This is a genomic window from Streptomyces sp. NPDC048106 (genome assembly GCF_040706415.1).
Taxonomy (GTDB): domain Bacteria; phylum Actinomycetota; class Actinomycetes; order Streptomycetales; family Streptomycetaceae; genus Streptomyces.
Map to the genome: position 1 here is coordinate 55,888 of NZ_JBEZND010000027.1, position 16,327 is coordinate 72,214.

Annotated in this window: 16 protein-coding genes; 10 read left to right on the forward strand and 6 right to left on the reverse strand. The window is 72.0% G+C overall.

Annotation, left to right across the window (positions count from 1 at the left end; all coding sequences use genetic code 11):
- The first annotated feature begins 26 nt into the window (after positions 1 to 26).
- Entirely contained in the window at positions 27 to 1,046 is a 1,020-nt protein-coding gene (locus AB0927_RS25530) for a S66 peptidase family protein (RefSeq protein WP_366670031.1), read from the forward strand.
- 2 nt (positions 1,047 to 1,048) lie between these two features.
- Here the strand turns inward: AB0927_RS25530 and AB0927_RS25535 are convergent, their stop codons facing one another.
- Complete coding sequence (locus AB0927_RS25535; protein ID WP_366670032.1) at positions 1,049 to 2,464, reverse strand: MFS transporter; 1,416 nt, start codon at positions 2,462 to 2,464, stop codon at positions 1,049 to 1,051.
- A gap of 153 nt (positions 2,465 to 2,617) precedes the next feature.
- Between AB0927_RS25535 and AB0927_RS25540 the strand changes: the two genes are divergently transcribed.
- The 3 genes from AB0927_RS25540 (at position 2,618) to era (ending at position 4,880) form a co-directional block, all read left to right on the forward strand.
- A complete protein-coding gene (locus AB0927_RS25540; RefSeq protein WP_366670033.1) occupies positions 2,618 to 3,439 on the forward strand; it encodes a helix-turn-helix transcriptional regulator in 822 nt (273 codons plus the stop codon).
- A 28-nt stretch (positions 3,440 to 3,467) separates the two neighbouring features.
- The gene (locus AB0927_RS25545) at positions 3,468 to 3,821 is read left to right on the forward strand and encodes a cytidine deaminase (protein WP_366670034.1); all 354 of its coding nucleotides are present in this window, start codon (positions 3,468 to 3,470) and stop codon (positions 3,819 to 3,821) included.
- Between the two features lie 105 nt (positions 3,822 to 3,926).
- Positions 3,927 to 4,880: a GTPase Era gene (gene era / locus AB0927_RS25550; RefSeq protein WP_366670035.1), complete on the forward strand. Its 954-nt coding sequence runs from the start codon at positions 3,927 to 3,929 to the stop codon at positions 4,878 to 4,880.
- 3 nt (positions 4,881 to 4,883) lie between these two features.
- Here the strand turns inward: era and AB0927_RS25555 are convergent, their stop codons facing one another.
- Positions 4,884 to 6,200, reverse strand: coding sequence for a GH1 family beta-glucosidase (locus tag AB0927_RS25555; RefSeq protein WP_366670036.1), 1,317 nt, complete (start codon positions 6,198 to 6,200; stop codon positions 4,884 to 4,886).
- A gap of 132 nt (positions 6,201 to 6,332) precedes the next feature.
- Between AB0927_RS25555 and AB0927_RS25560 the strand changes: the two genes are divergently transcribed.
- A complete protein-coding gene (locus AB0927_RS25560) occupies positions 6,333 to 7,343 on the forward strand; it encodes a hypothetical protein (protein WP_366670037.1) in 1,011 nt (336 codons plus the stop codon).
- 15 nt (positions 7,344 to 7,358) lie between these two features.
- On the opposite strand, the gene AB0927_RS25565 is transcribed toward AB0927_RS25560, so the two are convergent.
- Complete coding sequence (locus AB0927_RS25565; protein ID WP_366670038.1) at positions 7,359 to 7,625, reverse strand: protealysin inhibitor emfourin; 267 nt, start codon at positions 7,623 to 7,625, stop codon at positions 7,359 to 7,361.
- Positions 7,626 to 7,649: 24 nt separating this feature from the next.
- Positions 7,650 to 8,720, reverse strand: coding sequence for a M4 family metallopeptidase (locus AB0927_RS25570; RefSeq protein WP_366670039.1), 1,071 nt, complete (start codon positions 8,718 to 8,720; stop codon positions 7,650 to 7,652).
- Between the two features lie 373 nt (positions 8,721 to 9,093).
- Between AB0927_RS25570 and leuA the strand changes: the two genes are divergently transcribed.
- Together leuA and AB0927_RS25580 are read left to right on the forward strand one after the other, a co-directional pair.
- Positions 9,094 to 10,815, forward strand: a complete 1,722-nt coding sequence (gene leuA, locus AB0927_RS25575; RefSeq protein WP_366670040.1) for a 2-isopropylmalate synthase — start codon at positions 9,094 to 9,096, stop codon at positions 10,813 to 10,815.
- Between the two features lie 184 nt (positions 10,816 to 10,999).
- Entirely contained in the window at positions 11,000 to 11,695 is a 696-nt protein-coding gene (locus AB0927_RS25580; protein WP_366670041.1) for a TerB family tellurite resistance protein, read from the forward strand.
- A gap of 40 nt (positions 11,696 to 11,735) precedes the next feature.
- Here the strand turns inward: AB0927_RS25580 and AB0927_RS25585 are convergent, their stop codons facing one another.
- Positions 11,736 to 12,356, reverse strand: coding sequence for a ScbR family autoregulator-binding transcription factor (locus AB0927_RS25585; RefSeq protein ID WP_366670042.1), 621 nt, complete (start codon positions 12,354 to 12,356; stop codon positions 11,736 to 11,738).
- A gap of 345 nt (positions 12,357 to 12,701) precedes the next feature.
- Here AB0927_RS25585 and AB0927_RS25590 point away from each other — a divergent pair, with 345 nt between their 5' ends.
- On the forward strand, positions 12,702 to 13,409 hold the full coding sequence (locus AB0927_RS25590) for an HAD family phosphatase (RefSeq protein WP_366670043.1): 708 nt from the start codon (positions 12,702 to 12,704) through the stop codon (positions 13,407 to 13,409).
- A gap of 218 nt (positions 13,410 to 13,627) precedes the next feature.
- Here the strand turns inward: AB0927_RS25590 and AB0927_RS25595 are convergent, their stop codons facing one another.
- A complete protein-coding gene (locus AB0927_RS25595; protein WP_366670044.1) occupies positions 13,628 to 14,554 on the reverse strand; it encodes a dihydrodipicolinate synthase family protein in 927 nt (308 codons plus the stop codon).
- Between the two features lie 114 nt (positions 14,555 to 14,668).
- Here AB0927_RS25595 and recO point away from each other — a divergent pair, with 114 nt between their 5' ends.
- Together recO and AB0927_RS25605 are read left to right on the forward strand one after the other, a co-directional pair.
- Positions 14,669 to 15,418, forward strand: a complete 750-nt coding sequence (gene recO, locus AB0927_RS25600; protein ID WP_351874595.1) for a DNA repair protein RecO — start codon at positions 14,669 to 14,671, stop codon at positions 15,416 to 15,418.
- Positions 15,419 to 15,479: 61 nt separating this feature from the next.
- Positions 15,480 to 16,316, forward strand: a complete 837-nt coding sequence (locus tag AB0927_RS25605) for an isoprenyl transferase (protein WP_366670045.1) — start codon at positions 15,480 to 15,482, stop codon at positions 16,314 to 16,316.
- Positions 16,317 to 16,327 lie beyond the last annotated feature (11 nt).

Sequence of the window (16,327 nt, forward strand, 5' to 3'; positions counted from 1 at the left end):
GGCCGGTGACTCCGCGAGCATCCGGTATGAGCATTCGCTACCCGCGCCCCCTGCGCCCCGGTGACCGTGTCGGTGTGACCTCTCCCTCCTCCGGAGTGGCCGAACCCCTCCGGGGGCGTCTCGACGCCGCGATCAAGGAGGTCGAGGCGCGCGGTTACGAGGTCGTCGTCGGCCGGTGCATGGACGGCACCACCCACATCAGCGCCCCGGCCGCCGAACGCGCCGCCGAGCTGACCGGGATGCTGACCGACCCCACGATCCGGGCCGTGGTGCCCCCGTGGGGCGGCGAGACGGCGATCGACCTGATGTCCCACCTGGACTTCGAGGCGATCGGCCGGGCCGAGCCCACCTGGCTCGTCGGCTACTCGGACATGTCGACCGTGCTCGCCCCCCTGACCCTGCTGACCGGCGTCGCGACCGTGCACGGCAACAACCTCATGGACACCCCGTACCGGGTGCCCGAGGGGCTCGTGTCCTGGCTGGACGTCGTGGCCGCGCCCCAGGGCGAGCCGTTCGCCCAGACGCCGCCCGGCCGGCACTACACCGGTGGCCGCCCCGACTGGATCGGCGACCCAGGCATGCGCGACCTGCCCCTGGCCGGGAACGGCGGCTGGCGGCGGCTCGACGGTGGCGGGGACCTGGACGTCGAGGGGCGGCTGATCGGTGGCTGCGTGGAGACCGTCGCCCCGCTCGCCGGCAGCCCCTACCTCGACACGAGGGGGTTCGCGGGCGAGGAGCCGCTGCTCGTCTACGTCGAGGCCTGCGAGGACGACGCGCTCGTCATCTGCCGCCACCTGCACGGCATGCGCCTCGCCGGGTTCTTCGACCGGGCCGCCGCCGTCCTCGTCGGCCGCACCCGCGCCCCCGACGCGCCGACCCTCACCCAGGACGAGGCCGTCCTCGACGCCCTCGGGCCGCTGGGCGTGCCGATCCTCGCCGACGTCGAGTGCGGGCACGTGGCGCCGTACCTCCCGCTGGTCAACGGCGCGCGCGGCCGTGTGGTGCACACGGCCGCGCGCAGCGAGATCGTCCAGACCCTGGACTGAGGTCAGCTCCCGGACCGGCGCAGGCCGAGCCCGATCAGGACCGCGGCGCCGAGCACGATCGCCGCGTCCAGGGCTACCACCGTGCGCACCCCGGACAGCAGGTCGCCGGAGGTGGTGGCCAGCACCCCGAGGAGCGGGATGCCGACGGTGATGCCGACCTGCTGGGTGGAGGTCACCAGCCCGGTCGCCAGGCCCTGCTCCTCGTCCGGCACCCCGGAGGTGACCGTCAGGCCGTACGAGATGATCGCGCCCAGGTGGCACATGCTGGCCAGGGCCACCGCGGCCGTCGCGAGCCACACCGACCGGCCGTGGCTGTCCAGCAGGAGCAGGGTCGCGATCAGCGCGCCCTGGCCGGCCAGGGAGCCGACCAGGGTGCGGCGGGCGCCGAAGCGGCCGATGACCTTCGGGGCGAGGGTGCCGGCGACGACGGACAGCAGGCCCTGGAAGCCGAAGACCAGGCCGGTCTCGAAGGCGGACAGGCGCAGGATCTCCTGGAGGTACAGGGTCAGCACGAAGACGATCGTGGACATCATCGAGAAGGTGACCAGACCGCCCAGGTTGCCCCACGCCACCGTGCGCCGGCGCAGCATCGGCAGGGAGACCAGGGGCGCGGCCGCGCGGGACTCCACCAGCGCGAACGCGGTCAGCAGGACGAGCCCGGCGGCCAGCGCCGCGATGACGTCGGCGCGGCCGAAGCCGTGGTCGGCGGCCGTGGACAGGGCGTAGATCAGCGACAGCAGTCCGGTGGTGACGGTGACCGCGCCGGGGATGTCCAGGCGCGGCCGGTCCGGGGTGCGGGACTCCGGCAGCAGGCCGGGCGCCAGCGGCAGCACGATCAGCGCGAACACCGTCAGCAGGGCCATCGTGGAGCGCCAGCCGAAGGCGTCGGTGAGGGTGCCGCCCGCGACCATGCCGATGGTGAAGCCCAGCGACAGCAGCGTGCCGGAGATGCCGAGGGCGCGGTCGCGGGCCGGGCCCTCCGGGAAGGTCGTCGTCAGCAGGGACATGCCCGTCGGCACGATCGCCGCCGCGCCGAGCCCTTGCAGGGCGCGCCCGGCGAGGAAGGAGGCCGGGTCCCAGGCGAGGGTGGACAGCAGCGAGGCCGCGCCGAACAGGGCCAGGCCGGTCAGGAAGAGCCGACGGCGCCCGAACAGGTCGCCGACGCGCCCGAACAGCAGCAGGAAGCCGCCGGAGGGCAGCGCGAACGCGGTGACGGCCCACTGGAGCGCGGACCGGCTCATGCCGAGGTCGCGGCCGAGGTCGGGCAGGGCCACGTTCAGCACGGAGAAGTCCAGCGCGACCATGAACTGGGCCGCGCACAGCACGAAGAGGACGAGCTTGTCACGCGTCGACAGCCGGGGGGTGTCGGGCGGGGTGACCGCTGCGGAGGAGGTCTGGGTGGTGGTGTCGATCGCCATGGCAAGAGCTTCGGCCGAGCGGAATACGGGTGGGGAGTCGCAACTTATGGTGGTGGTGGCACCACCAGACAGGACCCGACGGGGGAGGGGCGGCACGTGCCCGCTGCTGAGGCGACGCGCAGTCATCGACGAGACGAATTGCGGGAGTTCCTGATGAGCCGGCGCGCCCGGGTCAGCCCCGAGGACGCCGGACTGCCGGCCGGCGGCGGCCGGCGCCGCACGCCCGGACTGCGCCGGGAGGAGGTCGCCGTGCTCGCCGGGGTGGGCGCCTCCTGGTACCAGTGGCTGGAGCAGGGGCGGGAGATCTCCGTCTCCCCGCAGGTGCTGGACGCGGTCGCCCGGGTGCTGCGGCTCAGTGACGCCGAGCGGCGGCACCTGTACCTGCTGGCCGGGCTGAACCCGCCCACGCCCCAGGTGGTGCCCGGCAGACAGGACATGTGCGACGGGCTGCGGCGGCTGATCGACACCTGGATGCCGTACCCGGCGCACATCATGGACCTCTACTACAACTGCGTGATGTACAACGACGCGGCCGCGATCGTGCTCGGCATGCGCCCCGGCATCACCCAGAACTGCCTGGTCGACTTCTTCACCGACCCGCTGTACCGCGAGCGCAGCCACAGTTGGGAGCGCAACGCGCGCACCGTGGTGGCGCAGTTCCGGGCCGCGTGCGCGGCACGCCCCGACGACGACGGCTTCCGGGCGGTGCTCGCCGAGGTGAGCGCCGCCAGCGAGGAGTTCACGGCGCTGTGGGCGGAGCGGGACATCGAGGACCAGGGGCAGGTGCGCAAGGAGCTGACGCACCCGCTGGCCGGGCTGCTCGTCGTGGAGTCGACGGTGCTGAAGGTGCCCGCCCGGCCCGATCTGATGATCGTGCTGCACACCCCGCTGGACGAGGCGAACACCGCGGCGAAGCTGGAGTGGCTGGCCTCCCCGGAGGGACGGCGGGGCGCGATGTACCCCGTGGCGGGATGAGCGCGGTACGGCTTCGTATGCTCGGGGCATGACCGAGACCAGCGCGCTTGACCCCGAGGACCGCAAGATCGTCACCCTGGCCCGTTCCGCGCGGGCCCGCAACGGTGTGCCCGAGGGGGCGGCCGTGCGGGACGACACCGGGCGCACCTATGTCGCCGGGACGGTGGACCTGGCCTCGCTGAAGCTCAGCGCGCTGCGCACCGCCGTCGCCATGGCGGTGGCGTCCGGGGCCGCGTCGCTGGAGGCGGCGGCGGTGGTCGGCGACACCGAGTCGCTGCCGGCCGAGGACCTGGCCGCGGTGGCCGACCTCGGCGGCGCGGGCACCCCGGTGCTGCTCGCGGGGGCGGACGGCACCGTGCGGGCCACCCTCTCCGCGGGCTGAACCGTCAGGGGCGCGGCCGGCGCTTCTGCGTGACGAAAGGGTGACGTGGGGTCACCGAAAGTGCGCGGTACGGCGGGGGCTTCGGGATCAGGGACAATGAACGGCATGAGCGTTCGCACCCAGTCATCCGAGCAGCCGGCGGAAACCGTCCACCGCGCCGGCTTCGCCTGCTTCGTGGGCCGCCCCAACGCGGGCAAGTCCACCCTCACGAACGCTCTGGTCGGGCAGAAGGTGGCGATCACCTCGAACCGGCCGCAGACCACCCGGCACACGGTGCGGGGCATCGTGCACCGGCCGGACGCCCAGCTGATCCTGGTCGACACCCCCGGCCTGCACAAGCCGCGCACGCTGCTGGGCGAGCGGCTGAACGACGTCGTGCGCACCACGTGGGCCGAGGTCGACGTGATCGGCTTCTGCCTGCCGGCCGACCAGAAACTCGGGCCCGGTGACCGGTTCATCGCCAAGGAACTGGCCGGGATCAGGAAGACGCCCAAGGTCGCCGTCGTCACCAAGACCGACCTCGTGGACTCCAAGGCCCTCGCCGAGCAGCTCATCGCCATCGACCAGCTCGGCAAGGAGCTGGGGTTCGAGTGGGCGGAGATCGTGCCGGTGTCCGCGGTCGGCGACCAGCAGGTGGATCTCCTGGCCGACCTGCTGGTCCCGCTGCTGCCCGAGGGGCCGGCGCTCTACCCCGAGGGCGACCTCACGGACGAGCCCGAGCAGGTGATGGTCGCCGAGCTGATCCGCGAGGCAGCGCTGGAGGGGGTGCGGGACGAGCTGCCGCACTCCATCGCGGTGGTCGTGGAGGAGATGCTGCCGCGCGAGGACCGGCCCGCGGAGCGTCCGCTGCTCGACATCCACGCCAACGTCTACATCGAGCGGCCCAGCCAGAAGGGCATCATCATCGGCCCGAAGGGCAAGCGGCTGAAGGAGGTCGGCATCAAGTCGCGCAAGCAGATCGAGGCGTTGCTGGGCACGCCGGTGTTCCTGGATCTGCACGTGAAGGTGGCGAAGGACTGGCAGCGGGACCCGAAGCAGCTCCGCAAGCTGGGCTTCTGACCCTCATCGCTGGGCCCGCAGCACGTCCCGGAACCAGCGGTACGACGCCTTCGGGGTGCGCTCCAGCGTCTCGTGGTCCACGTGCACCAGACCGAAGCGCCGCGCGTAGCCCTCGGCCCACTCGAAGTTGTCCAGCAGGGACCACACGAAGTAGCCGCGCACATCCACCCCGGCCGTCAGCGCGGCGTGCAGGGCGCGGAGATGGGCGTCCAGGTAGGCGATGCGGTCCTGGTCGTCGAGGCCCTCGTACGAGCAGCCGTTCTCGGTGATGATGATCGGCGGGAGCCGGTCGCCGTAGCGGTCGCGGAAGCCGCACAGCAGCTCGGTCAGCCCCTCCGGGACCACCGGCCAGCCGAAGTCGGTCACCGGGCGGCCCTCGATCTCCCGGACCGAGAAGGGGAGTTCGGCCGGGATCGGCACCCCCGCGAACTCGGTCTCGGTGGCCAGTGGCGCGCCCGCCAGGGTGGGCGCGTAGTAGTTGACGCCGTACCAGTCGAGGGGCTCGGCGATCACCCGCAGGTCCGCCGACAGGTCCTCGGCGGGCATCAGCTCGCCCAGCCCGTCCGGGTACTCGCCCAGGAGCACCGGCTCCGCGAAGAGGCGGTTGAGGAGCGTGTCGTAGAAGCCCGCCGCCGCCACGTCCGCCGGAGCGGAGGAGGCCGGCCACGTCGGACCGTGGGAGTTGGCGATGCCGATGTCCTCCGCGCCGGCCGCGCGCAGCGCCCGGACCGCGAGGCCATGGGCGAGGAGCTGGTGGTGGGCGACCGGGAGGGCGTCGAACAGCAGCCGCCTGCCGGGGGCGTGGACGCCGAGGGCGTGGCCGAGGAGGGTGTGTTCGGCGGGCTCGTTGAGGGTGATCCACTTGGCGACGCGGTCGCCCAGGCGGCCGGCGACCACCGACACGTGGTCGGCGAACCGGGCCGCCGTGTCCCGCTCCAGCCAGTCCAGGGACGCGGGCAGATCCCAGTGGAAGAGGGTGACGACCGGCCGTACGCCCGCCGCGCACAGCTCGTCCACCAGCCGGTCGTAGAAGTCGAGGCCACCCGGGGAGGCGACCCGGGGCCAGGAGACGGAGAAGCGGTAGGCGTCCACTCCGAGGCCGGCCAGCAGGGCCACGTCCTGCGGATAGCGGTGGTAGTGGTCGCAGGCCACCGCCGCCGTCGAGCCGTCCTTCACCCGGCCCGGCTCGGCGGTGAACACGTCCCACACGGAGGGCCCGCGCTCGTCGGCCGCCCCCTCGATCTGATGGGCGGAGGTCGACACGCCCCACAGGAAGCCGGCCGGGAACCGGGGGATCGGATCGCCCGCGTCAGTCGCCATGGCCGGATCATCCGTACCGCCGGTGAGCGAAGTCAACGCCCGTGCGTACGGCGGCTCATAGTGAGCCTCGGCGTGGGCCGCATGGCCCAATCGACTGGCATACGACGCCACGTCGTCCCGAGACTGAGCCGCATGACTGTCCATCAGCTGATCACGAGGCCGCGCGCACGACTACTCGCCGTGCTCGCGGCGTGCCTGTGCGTCCTGCTGGGCGGCGTGCCCGGCGCGCTCGCCGACGCCCGCCGTGACCCCGCCGCCTGCCTCTCCACCCCGGCCGAGTACAAGGCCGCCTGGGACGCGCGCCAGGTGCGCTGCGTGTCGCCGGCCCTGTTCGGCACCACCCACACCCGGGGCGACACCACCCTCTACCCGAGCGGCTTCTGGTACGCGTGGGCCGGTTCGAACACCAATCTGGAGCGGTATCTCGAACTGCGCAGCCGGTACGGCGACCAGCCGCCGAAGACCGGCATCGGCGTCCTGTCCTTCGTCGGCTACCCGGGGCTCGACAGCTGGACCACGCCGACCGACCTCGCCGTCTACACCGTGCCGTCCGGGGTGCGTGCCCAGGTCCCGGCGTTCGAGACCTGGTTCCGGCTGCTGGACGAGCGGTTCGGCCACACGGACGCCTATCCGCTCGCCGCCCAGCGCGACCTCGTGCTCGCCTACTCACGCCTCGGCAAGGGCGAGGACGTGGTCGGCGCCTTCCAGGAGGTGACCGGGTGCCGGCGCGCCCGGCTCCTCCAGGGCGCGGCGCCCTCGGCGGCGATCGGCTGCGACCGCGACTTCCTCGACGCGCTGGCCGCCGCCGGGCCCTCCCCGTACGACGGCGCCTCCTCGCTGACCTGCTTCGCCAACTTCCAGTCGCGCTACACCGGCCCGCGCGACGCCGCCGCGCTGCGCGCCGTGCTGTACCAGTGCCAGGACGCCGGGTTCCTCAACACCGGCGTGGGCCTCGGCTACAACACGTACGCCAACCCGTTCGTGTGCGAGCCCGCCGCCGCCCAGACCGTACGGCAGCGGTACACCGGCCGGGAGTTCATCCTCCCGAACGCGTCCTTCGGCGAGCTGCCGAGCCACGTCGACATCCCGCTGGACCTCGGCACCCCGGGCCGGCGCGGCTTCCTGAAGAGGGGCTATTGCTAGGCGCCCCCGCTGTCGTCAGGCGCCCTCCTTGAGTACCCGGGAGATCAACTCCCGCTGGTCCTCGGTCAGTCGGGGGTCGGCCGCGTACACCGTGCGGCCGTCCGCCGTGATCTCGTAGCTGAAGCCGTCCGGGACGCCGGCCGGGGGAGTGGGCCGGCCGGACGCGAGGGCGCGTCCGGCCAGCGCGTGCCACTCCTGGGCGTCGGGCCGGGTCGAGGTGTCCACCTCGGCCCGGCGCTCGATGCCCGCGAAACCGCCCGTGCGCCTCACTTGAATCCGCATGGGTCCAGTGTCGCAGCGCGGGCGCTACCGCGTGGGCACCCCGACCTGTTCCCACGCCTTCTGCACGGCCTGGAGCTCGTCGGCGCCGAACCGCTCGCGCGCCGCCTTCACGGTGAGCGTGGCGAAGTCGGCGAACTGGGCGTCCGGCTTCAGGTCCCCGCCGGTCAGCGCGTCGTACCAGACCTGTCCCGCCTTCTCCCAGGCATGGCCGCCGAGCGCCTTGGCGGCCAGGTAGAAGGCGTGGTTGGGGATGCCGGAGTTGATGTGCACGCCGCCGTTGTCGCGGCCGGTGCGCACGTAGTGCTCCATGGTCGCGGGCTGCGGGTCCTTGCCGAGGTGCGGGTCGTCGTACGCCGTGCCCGGCGCCTTCATGGAGCGCAGCGCGGTGCCGTGCACGCCCGGGGCGAGGAGCCCGGCGCCGATCAGCCAGTCGGCCTCGGCGGCGGTCTGGCCGAGCGCGTACTGCTTGATCAGCGAACCGAAGACATCGGAGAGCGACTCGTTGAGCGCGCCGGACTGGCCGAAGTACTCCAGGTTCGCGGTGTGCTGGGTGACGCCGTGGGTCAGCTCGTGCCCGATGACGTCGACCGGGATGGTGAAGTCGAGGAAGACCTTGCCGTCCCCGTCGCCGAACACCATCTGCTCGCCGTTCCAGAAGGCGTTGTCGTAGTCCTCCCCGAAGTGCACGGTGGCGTCCAGCGGCATGCCGTTGCCGTCGATGGAGTGGCGGCCGTACACCTTCAGGTACAGGTCGAAGGTGGCGCCGAGGCCCGCGTAGGCGCGGTTGACGGAGGCGTCCGAGCCGGGGTCCGAGCCCTCCTCGCGGACCTTGGTGCCGGGCAGGTCCTGGGTGTGGTGGGTGTCGTAGAGGGTGCGGTGCGGCTGGTCGGCGGCGGCGCCTTCGGGCAGCGCGGCGGCGGTCGCGCCGAGCACCGTGGTCAGCCGGCGGCGGGTGCGCTGGTAGGCGTCGTGCTCCAGGGAGCGGCGGGCGGGCGCCGACACGTCCGGGTCCTCGGCCCGGGAGAGCTGGTCGAGGACGTGCGGCGGCACGATCGTGCAGAAGACGGGCTCGAAGCCCCCGTTCTTCGTCGTCATGCCATCGACCATCGCACTGGGTGACATCAAAGTCACTACTCGCAACCATGATTGGTGAAATACCGGGACAGGGGGCGCGACGCAGCGTGACGCTGTGGTACGGCGGTGCGCCCCCTCTGCGGGGCCCGCACGACACCGCTGTGGCGTCCCGCACTTTTCACCCCTTTTGTCCTAGCGGTCCCGCATACTGGACGACGTCCCCACATCCTGAACCGCTCGGCTAGGCTGCACAGCATCATGCGTTTCTGGCTGCTTCTTCTTAGCTGCCGCGGCGAGGGTCTGTAGTCGAGGCCGACTCCCTCCCCGCGGAGCTTGGCGTTGCGTCGTCGGCCGTCCAGTCGGACATCCGGACCCCCTTGAGGAGCCACGCATCATGGCCAACCGCCAGCAGCCCAGTTCCATGCCGATCCACAAGTACGGCCGTTACGACCAGGTGGACATCCCGGACCGCACCTGGCCCGGCGAGCGGATCACCACCGCCCCCCGCTGGCTCTCCACCGACCTGCGCGACGGCAACCAGGCCCTGATCGACCCGATGTCGCCCGAGCGCAAGCGCCGGATGTTCGACCAACTGGTCAAGATGGGCTACAAGGAGATCGAGGTCGGCTTCCCCGCCTCCGGCCAGACCGACTTCGACTTCGTGCGCTCGATCATCGAGGAAGAGGGCGCGATCCCCGAGGACGTGACCATCTCCGTCCTGACCCAGGCCCGCGAGGACCTGATCGAGCGGACCGTCGAGTCCCTGAAGGGCGCCCGGCGCGCCACCGTCCACCTGTACAACGCCACCGCCCCGGTCTTCCGCCGGGTCGTCTTCCGCGGCTCCAAGGACGACATCAAGCAGATCGCCGTCGACGGCACCCGCCTGGTGATGGAGTACGCCGAGAAGCTGCTGGGCCCCGAGACCGAGTTCGGGTACCAGTACAGCCCCGAGATCTTCACGGACACCGAGCTGGACTTCGCCCTGGAGGTCTGCGAGGCGGTCATGGACGTCTACCAGCCGGGTCCGGGCCGCGAGATCATCCTCAACCTGCCCGCCACGGTGGAGCGTTCGACCCCGTCCACGCACGCGGACCGCTTCGAGTGGATGCACCGCAACCTGTCCCGCCGCGAGTACGTGTGCCTGTCCGTACACCCGCACAACGACCGCGGTACGGCGGTGGCGGCGGCCGAGCTGGCCGTGATGGCCGGCGCCGACCGCGTCGAGGGCTGCCTGTTCGGCCAGGGCGAGCGCACCGGCAACGTCGACCTGGTCACCCTGGGCATGAACCTGTTCTCCCAGGGCGTCGACCCGCAGATCGACTTCTCCGACATCGACGAGATCCGTCGTACGTGGGAGTACTGCAACCAGATGGAGGTCCACCCGCGCCACCCGTACGTGGGCGACCTGGTCTACACGTCCTTCTCCGGCTCCCACCAGGACGCCATCAAGAAGGGCTTCGACGCGATGGAGGCCGACGCCAGGGCCAAGGGCGTCACGGTGGACGACCTGGAGTGGGCGGTGCCGTACCTGCCCATCGACCCCAAGGACGTCGGCCGCTCCTACGAGGCCGTCATCCGCGTCAACTCCCAGTCCGGCAAGGGCGGCGTCTCCTACGTCCTGAAGAACGACCACAAGCTGGACCTGCCGCGCCGGATGCAGATCGAGTTCTCGAAGATCATCCAGGCGAAGACGGACGCCGAGGGCGGCGAGATCACCCCGAAGGACATCTGGGCGGTCTTCCAGGACGAGTACCTGCCCAACCCGGCCAACCCCTGGGGCCGGATCCAGGTCGAGAAGGGGCAGTCGACCACCGACGACGACGGCGTGGACACCCTCACCGTCGAGGCCACGGTGGACGGCGAGGACCGCGTGCTGACCGGTTCCGGCAACGGTCCGATCTCGGCCTTCTTCGACGCGCTGGAGTCCATCGGCATCGACGTACGCCTGCTGGACTACCAGGAGCACACGATGAGCGAGGGCGCCTCCGCGCAGGCCGCCTCCTACATCGAGTGCGCGATCGACGGCAAGGTTCTGTGGGGCATCGGCATCGACGCGAACACGACGCGCGCCTCGCTGAAGGCGGTCGTCTCGGCCGTCAACCGCGCCACCCGCTGACCCACCCCCACCGGGGGTTTCGAGGCTCCGGTCGCCGGATACGGCGGCCGGAGCCCCGTCGTTTCTCGGCCATAGGGCCGGACAGGTCACAGATTGGTCTCGTCCGGGGTACTGACTCAGCCTCCGTGGTGTGGCTAACATCACGCCAGCGCGGCGATGGTGCCGTGCCAAGAGGAGGTGCGACGTGCTGCCAGTACGGGGACGAGACGACCGTGCCGCCAGGGCCCTGTGCCTTCTGGGCACCCGCACCGCATGGACGCCCGTCGGCGACGGAGAGTTCTACTGCCCCGGCTGCGGGGGCGACCGCAACTACCAGCGGCTCACCGGGCGCCGCCGGCTCACCGTGCTCGGGGTGCCGGTGCTGCCGCGCGGGACCACCGGGCCCGTCGTGGAGTGCGCCGCCTGCGGCCACCACTACGGCACCGACGTCCTCGACCATCCCACCACCCGCCGCTTCTCCGCGATGCTCCGCGACGGCGTGCACACCGTCGCCCTCGCCGTGCTCGCCGCCGGCGGCACCGGCTCCCGCGCCCCCCTGGAGGCGGCCTGCGCCGCGGTCCGCGCGGGCGGCGTCGAGGACTGCACGGAGGAACAGCTCGCCGCCCTGGTCGACGCCCTGGCCGCCGACACCGGGCGGGTCCTCGGCGAACCCTGCGGCGCCAGCCTGACGATAGAGCTGCACGAGGCGCTGGACCCGCTCGCCCCGCACCTCGCCCCGGCCGGGCGCGAGGCCCTGCTCCTCCAGGGCGCCCGCATCGCCCTCGCCGACGGCCCCTACACCCCCGCCGAACGCGACGCCCTGACCACGGTCGGCGCGGCCCTGACGCTCCCGGCCGACGACGTGACCAGGCTCCTGGAGGCCGCGCGCACCCCCTCCTGATCCCCCTTCCTTGTCTCCTTCCTGATGCCCGGCCCCGCCCTCATCCGTCCGCCGGCCTGGGTTCCGGCGGACGCGTTCCCGGGGCGGCCCCGAGCGAGGGCAGGGTCAGCTGCCACCAGTCGGTGAGCCGGTCGGTGACGGTGGCCGCGCCCTCCAGCGCCTCGGTGAGGGAGCACAGGCCGAAGAACGCGCGCACCAGGGTCCGGGCGGTGGGGGCGGGACGGACGTGCGCGGCCAGTTGGCCCGCGTGCCGCGCCTCGGCCAGCAGACGGGTCGCGGCCGCGGTCCACAGGGCGAAGGGGTCGGGCAGCGGGGCGTCGATGGTGGCGCGCTCGGCCCACAGGCGTGCGCCCGCGCGCGTCACCGGATCCTCGGCGAGGGCGCGGGCGATGTCGTAGCTCAGCGCGACGAGCCTTTCGACCGGGGGGACCGCCGCGTCCGCGTAGCGCGCGGTGAGCTGGGGCCAGGTGGCGAAGCGGTCCTGGACGACGGCGCGGGCGATGCCCTCCTTGCTGGCGTAGTGGAAGTAGACGGCGCCACTGGTCCGGCCGGACCGGGCGCTTATGTCGTTGACGCTGGTGCCCGCGTATCCCTGTTCGGCGAAGAGCCGGGCGGCGGCTTCCAGAAGTGATCTGCGGGTTGTCCTGGCCCGTTCCTGCAACGTTCCGCCTGCCCTCGCTCGGCATTTCCGACGGCCAAGAATGTAGTGCGCCCGCGCACGCCGGGAGCAAACACGAATCACACTCGCGCGGTAATTACGTATTTCTTTCGAAGGGGAACGCGGTCGGGTGGTAAGGGGGTGTCCGGTAAGCCTGCTCTGTAAGTCCCATACACCCGGACTCCGTCGCGGTCCAGTCCCTCCATGGGGTTATTGCAGGATTTCCCGGCGCGAAAATATCGTAGTCGTCGCTATCTTTTCGTTCGCCATGGAACGTTGGGAATGACGCATATCGACGACGCGTGCCCCGCACGCCGCCCCCCGTCCCTGCCACCTTAGGAGACCACTGTGACCCCTCACGCCCGCCCTCTGCTCGACTGGTCGCCGCAGGCTGTCGTCTTCGACTGCGACGGCACCCTGATGGACAGTGAACGCCACTGGCAGGAGGCCCGCAGCCGGGCCTTCCGGGAGTTCGGCCTCCAGGCGCCGCCCGGGTTCGCGGAGCAGGCCAAGGGCATGCACTACGAGGAGTGCGGCAGGCTGATGGCGGACTCGGTGCACAAGCCCGAGCTGGCGGCCGGTCTGACCGGGGCGCTCCTCGACCACTTCCTGGAACTGGTCACCGACGACCCCGTGACCATGCCGGGCGCCGCCCATCTGGTGCGGCTGCTGTCGGGCCGGCTGCCGCTGGCGGTGGCCAGCAACTGCCCGATGGTGGTGGTGGAGGGCAGCCTCGAACGGGCCGGGCTGCGCACCCACTTCCAGCACATCGTCGTACCGGAGACGGGGGACTCCGTACGCCCCAAGCCATGGCCGGACGTCTACCTCCTGGCGGCCCGCCTGTGCGGTGTGCCCCCGCTGCGGGCACTGGCCGTCGAGGACTCGCTGACCGGCGTGGAGGCCGCCCACCGGGCCGGGCTGAGGGTGCTCGGGGTGGGCCCCCGCCCCACCGGCGACGGCGCGAAACGGGCCGACCTGTGGGTCCCGGGGCTGCACGCTCCCGAACTGGTCGCCTGGGCCGAGACCCGCATCAGCGCCTACTCGGAACCGGACTGAGCCGGACCGAGCCGGACGGAGATTCGGACGGAGATTCGGACGGAGAACCGGGCAGATATCCGGGCAGAGATCCGGACCGGGCCGGATTACGCCGGGCGGATTCCTGGCGCCGTTCCCGACGCCTGTCCCCGACGCCAGTCCCCGATACCGGTTCCCGATGCCGATTTCCGGGCGCCGAACGCCGGCGCCGACTCCCGGCGCGGATTTCGCGCGGGCCGCTACAACAGCCCCGCCGACGCGAGGAACTTGGCGACCTTCTCCGTCTCCTCGCCCGACAACGGCACCTGCGGCTCCGCGGTGGCCGGGCATGCGATCACCCCCCGCAGATGCAGCGCCGCCTTGAAGGCGCCCAGCGCCGAGGAACTGCCGCCCATCCGCGCCGGATCGCCCGCCCCGGTCAGCCCGAACAGCGCGCACAGCCGCTCCTGTTCGGCCCGCGCCCCCGCCCAGTCGCCCGCCCGGCACTGCCGGTAGAGCCGTACGTATCCGTGCGGATCGACATTGGCCAGCCCCGGCACCGCCCCGTCCGCGCCCAGCGCCAGCGCGGCGTCGGCGACCAGCTCGGAGCCGGTCAGCACGGCGAAGCCGGGGTGGGCGCGGGCCCCGGTGACCAGTTCCCGGAAGGCGGCCAGATCCCCGCTGGAGTCCTTGACGCCCGCCAGCACCCCGTCCCCGGCGAGCCCGAGCACCAGCTCGGGGGGCAGCTTGGTGTGCACGGCGGCCGGGATGTCGTAGGCGATCACCGGCACCGGGCCGGCGGCCGCGATCCGGCGGTAGTGGTGGACGATCTCCGAGGGGTGGGTGCGGGCGTAGAACGGCGCGGTGACCACGACCGCCTCCGCGCCGGCCGCCGTGACCGCCCGGACGTGCTCCAGGACCCTCGGCGTCGTCATGTCGACGACCCCGGCCAGCACCGGCAGCTGCCCGCCCACGTGCCCGGCGACCGCCTCCACCACCCGCCGCCGCTGGGCGTCCGTGAGGAAGGCCGCCTCCGAGGTCGAGCCGAGCACGAACAGCCCGTGCACCCCGGCGCCCACGAGGTGGTCCACCAGCCTCAGCAGCGAGGGCACGTCGACCTCGCGCTCGGGCGTGAGGGGGGTGCAGACGGGCGGGACGACTCCGGTGAGCGGGGCGGGGAAGGTCATGCACGGCTCCTGCGGGTGGGTGACGGTCGACGGGTCCTCCTTCCCAGGATGGTGACAGTGGCGGTCGTGCCCGGGGCGCGACGCGGCCGGGAAGCCATGGGAGACAATGGCGGCATGAGTCTGTTCCGCGACGACGGCATCGTGCTGCGCACCCAGAAGCTGGGCGAGGCGGACCGGATCATCACCCTGCTCACCCGGGGCCACGGCCGCGTGCGGGCCGTGGCGCGGGGCGTGCGGCGGACCAAGTCGAAGTTCGGAGCCCGGCTGGAGCCCTTCTCCCACGTGGACGTGCAGTTCTTCGCGCGCGGGAGCGAGCTGGTCGGGCGCGGGCTGCCGCTGTGCACGCAGAGCGAGACGATCGCGCCGTACGGCGGCGGCATCGTGACCGACTACGCGCGCTACACCGCCGGCACGGCCATGCTGGAGACCGCCGAGCGGTTCACCGACCACGAGGGCGAGCCGGCCGTGCAGCAGTACCTGCTGCTGGTCGGCGGCCTGCGGACGCTGGCCCGGGGGGAGCACGCCCCGCACCTCGTGCTGGACGCGTTCCTGCTGCGCTCGCTCGCGGTCAACGGGTACGCGCCCAGCTTCGGCGACTGCGCGAAGTGCGGGATGCCCGGCCCCAACCGGTTCTTCTCCGTCGCCTCCGGCGGCTCCGTGTGCGTCGACTGCCGGGTGCCCGGCAGCGTCGTACCCTCCCCGGGGACCCTGGTCCTGCTGGGCGCGCTGCTTACGGGAGACTGGGAGACGGCGGACGCCTGCGAGGCGCGGTACGTCCGGGAGGGCAGCGGGCTGGTCTCCGCCTATCTGCACTGGCATCTGGAGCGCGGGCTGCGGTCGCTGCGGTACGTGGAAAAGTCCTAGCCGGACCTGGAGAGTCGGCGCAGAGAGCCGGCACAGAGAGTCGTAGAGGGAGTCGGAGCACATGGTGGTACGCGGGATCCTGGGGCGCCAGCGGCGCGAGTACTCGGCGCCGGAGCCGCACCCCTCCGGTGCCCGTCCGCCGAAGCTCCCCGGTGAGCTGGTCCCGAACCACGTGGCGATCGTCATGGACGGCAACGGGCGGTGGGCCAAGGAGCGGGGGCTGCCGCGGACCGAGGGGCACAAGGTCGGCGCCGAGCGGGTGTTCGACGTGCTCCAGGGGTCGATCGAGATCGGCGTGCGCAACATCTCGCTGTACGCCTTCTCCACCGAGAACTGGAAGCGGTCGCCCGAGGAGGTGCGCTTCCTCATGAACTTCAACCGCGACTTCATCCGCAAGACCCGGGACCAGATGGACGAGCTGGGGATCCGGGTGCGGTGGGCCGGGCGCATGCCCAGGCTGTGGAAGTCGGTCGCCAAGGAGCTCCAGGTCGCGCAGGAGCAGACGAAGGACAACGACCTGCTCACACTGTACTTCTGCATGAACTACGGCGGGCGGGCCGAACTCGCCGACGCGGCCAAGGCGATGGCGGAGGACGTGCGGGCCGGGCGGCTGGACCCGTCGAAGGTCTCCGAGAAGACGATCCAGAAGTACCTGTACTACCCGGACATGCCGGACGTCGACCTCTTCCTGCGGCCCAGCGGGGAGCAGCGGACGTCCAACTACCTTCTCTGGCAGAGTGCTTACGCCGAGATGGTCTTCCAGGACGTGCTGTGGCCGGACTTCGACCGGCGTGACCTGTGGCGCGCGTGCCTCGAATTCGCCTCCCGCGACCGGCGGTTCGGCGGGGCGATCCCGAACGAGGAGCTGCTGGCCATGGAGGGCGACGGCTCGGCCTGAGCCGCCGCCCC

Coding starts and splice junctions, on each gene's coding strand:
- AB0927_RS25535 (WP_366670032.1), bottom strand. CDS start 2,464: ATGGCGATCGACACCACCACCCAGACCTCCTCCGCAGCGGTCACCCCG.
- leuA (WP_366670040.1), top strand. CDS start 9,094: ATGGCCAACCGCCAGCAGCCCAGTTCCATGCCGATCCACAAGTACGGC.
- AB0927_RS25555 (WP_366670036.1), bottom strand. CDS start 6,200: ATGGCGACTGACGCGGGCGATCCGATCCCCCGGTTCCCGGCCGGCTTC.
- era (WP_366670035.1), top strand. CDS start 3,927: ATGAGCGTTCGCACCCAGTCATCCGAGCAGCCGGCGGAAACCGTCCAC.
- AB0927_RS25570 (WP_366670039.1), bottom strand. CDS start 8,720: ATGACGACGAAGAACGGGGGCTTCGAGCCCGTCTTCTGCACGATCGTG.
- AB0927_RS25560 (WP_366670037.1), top strand. CDS start 6,333: ATGACTGTCCATCAGCTGATCACGAGGCCGCGCGCACGACTACTCGCC.
- AB0927_RS25530 (WP_366670031.1), top strand. CDS start 27: ATGAGCATTCGCTACCCGCGCCCCCTGCGCCCCGGTGACCGTGTCGGT.
- AB0927_RS25545 (WP_366670034.1), top strand. CDS start 3,468: ATGACCGAGACCAGCGCGCTTGACCCCGAGGACCGCAAGATCGTCACC.
- AB0927_RS25540 (WP_366670033.1), top strand. CDS start 2,618: ATGAGCCGGCGCGCCCGGGTCAGCCCCGAGGACGCCGGACTGCCGGCC.
- AB0927_RS25605 (WP_366670045.1), top strand. CDS start 15,480: ATGGTGGTACGCGGGATCCTGGGGCGCCAGCGGCGCGAGTACTCGGCG.
- AB0927_RS25595 (WP_366670044.1), bottom strand. CDS start 14,554: ATGACCTTCCCCGCCCCGCTCACCGGAGTCGTCCCGCCCGTCTGCACC.
- AB0927_RS25565 (WP_366670038.1), bottom strand. CDS start 7,625: ATGCGGATTCAAGTGAGGCGCACGGGCGGTTTCGCGGGCATCGAGCGC.
- recO (WP_351874595.1), top strand. CDS start 14,669: ATGAGTCTGTTCCGCGACGACGGCATCGTGCTGCGCACCCAGAAGCTG.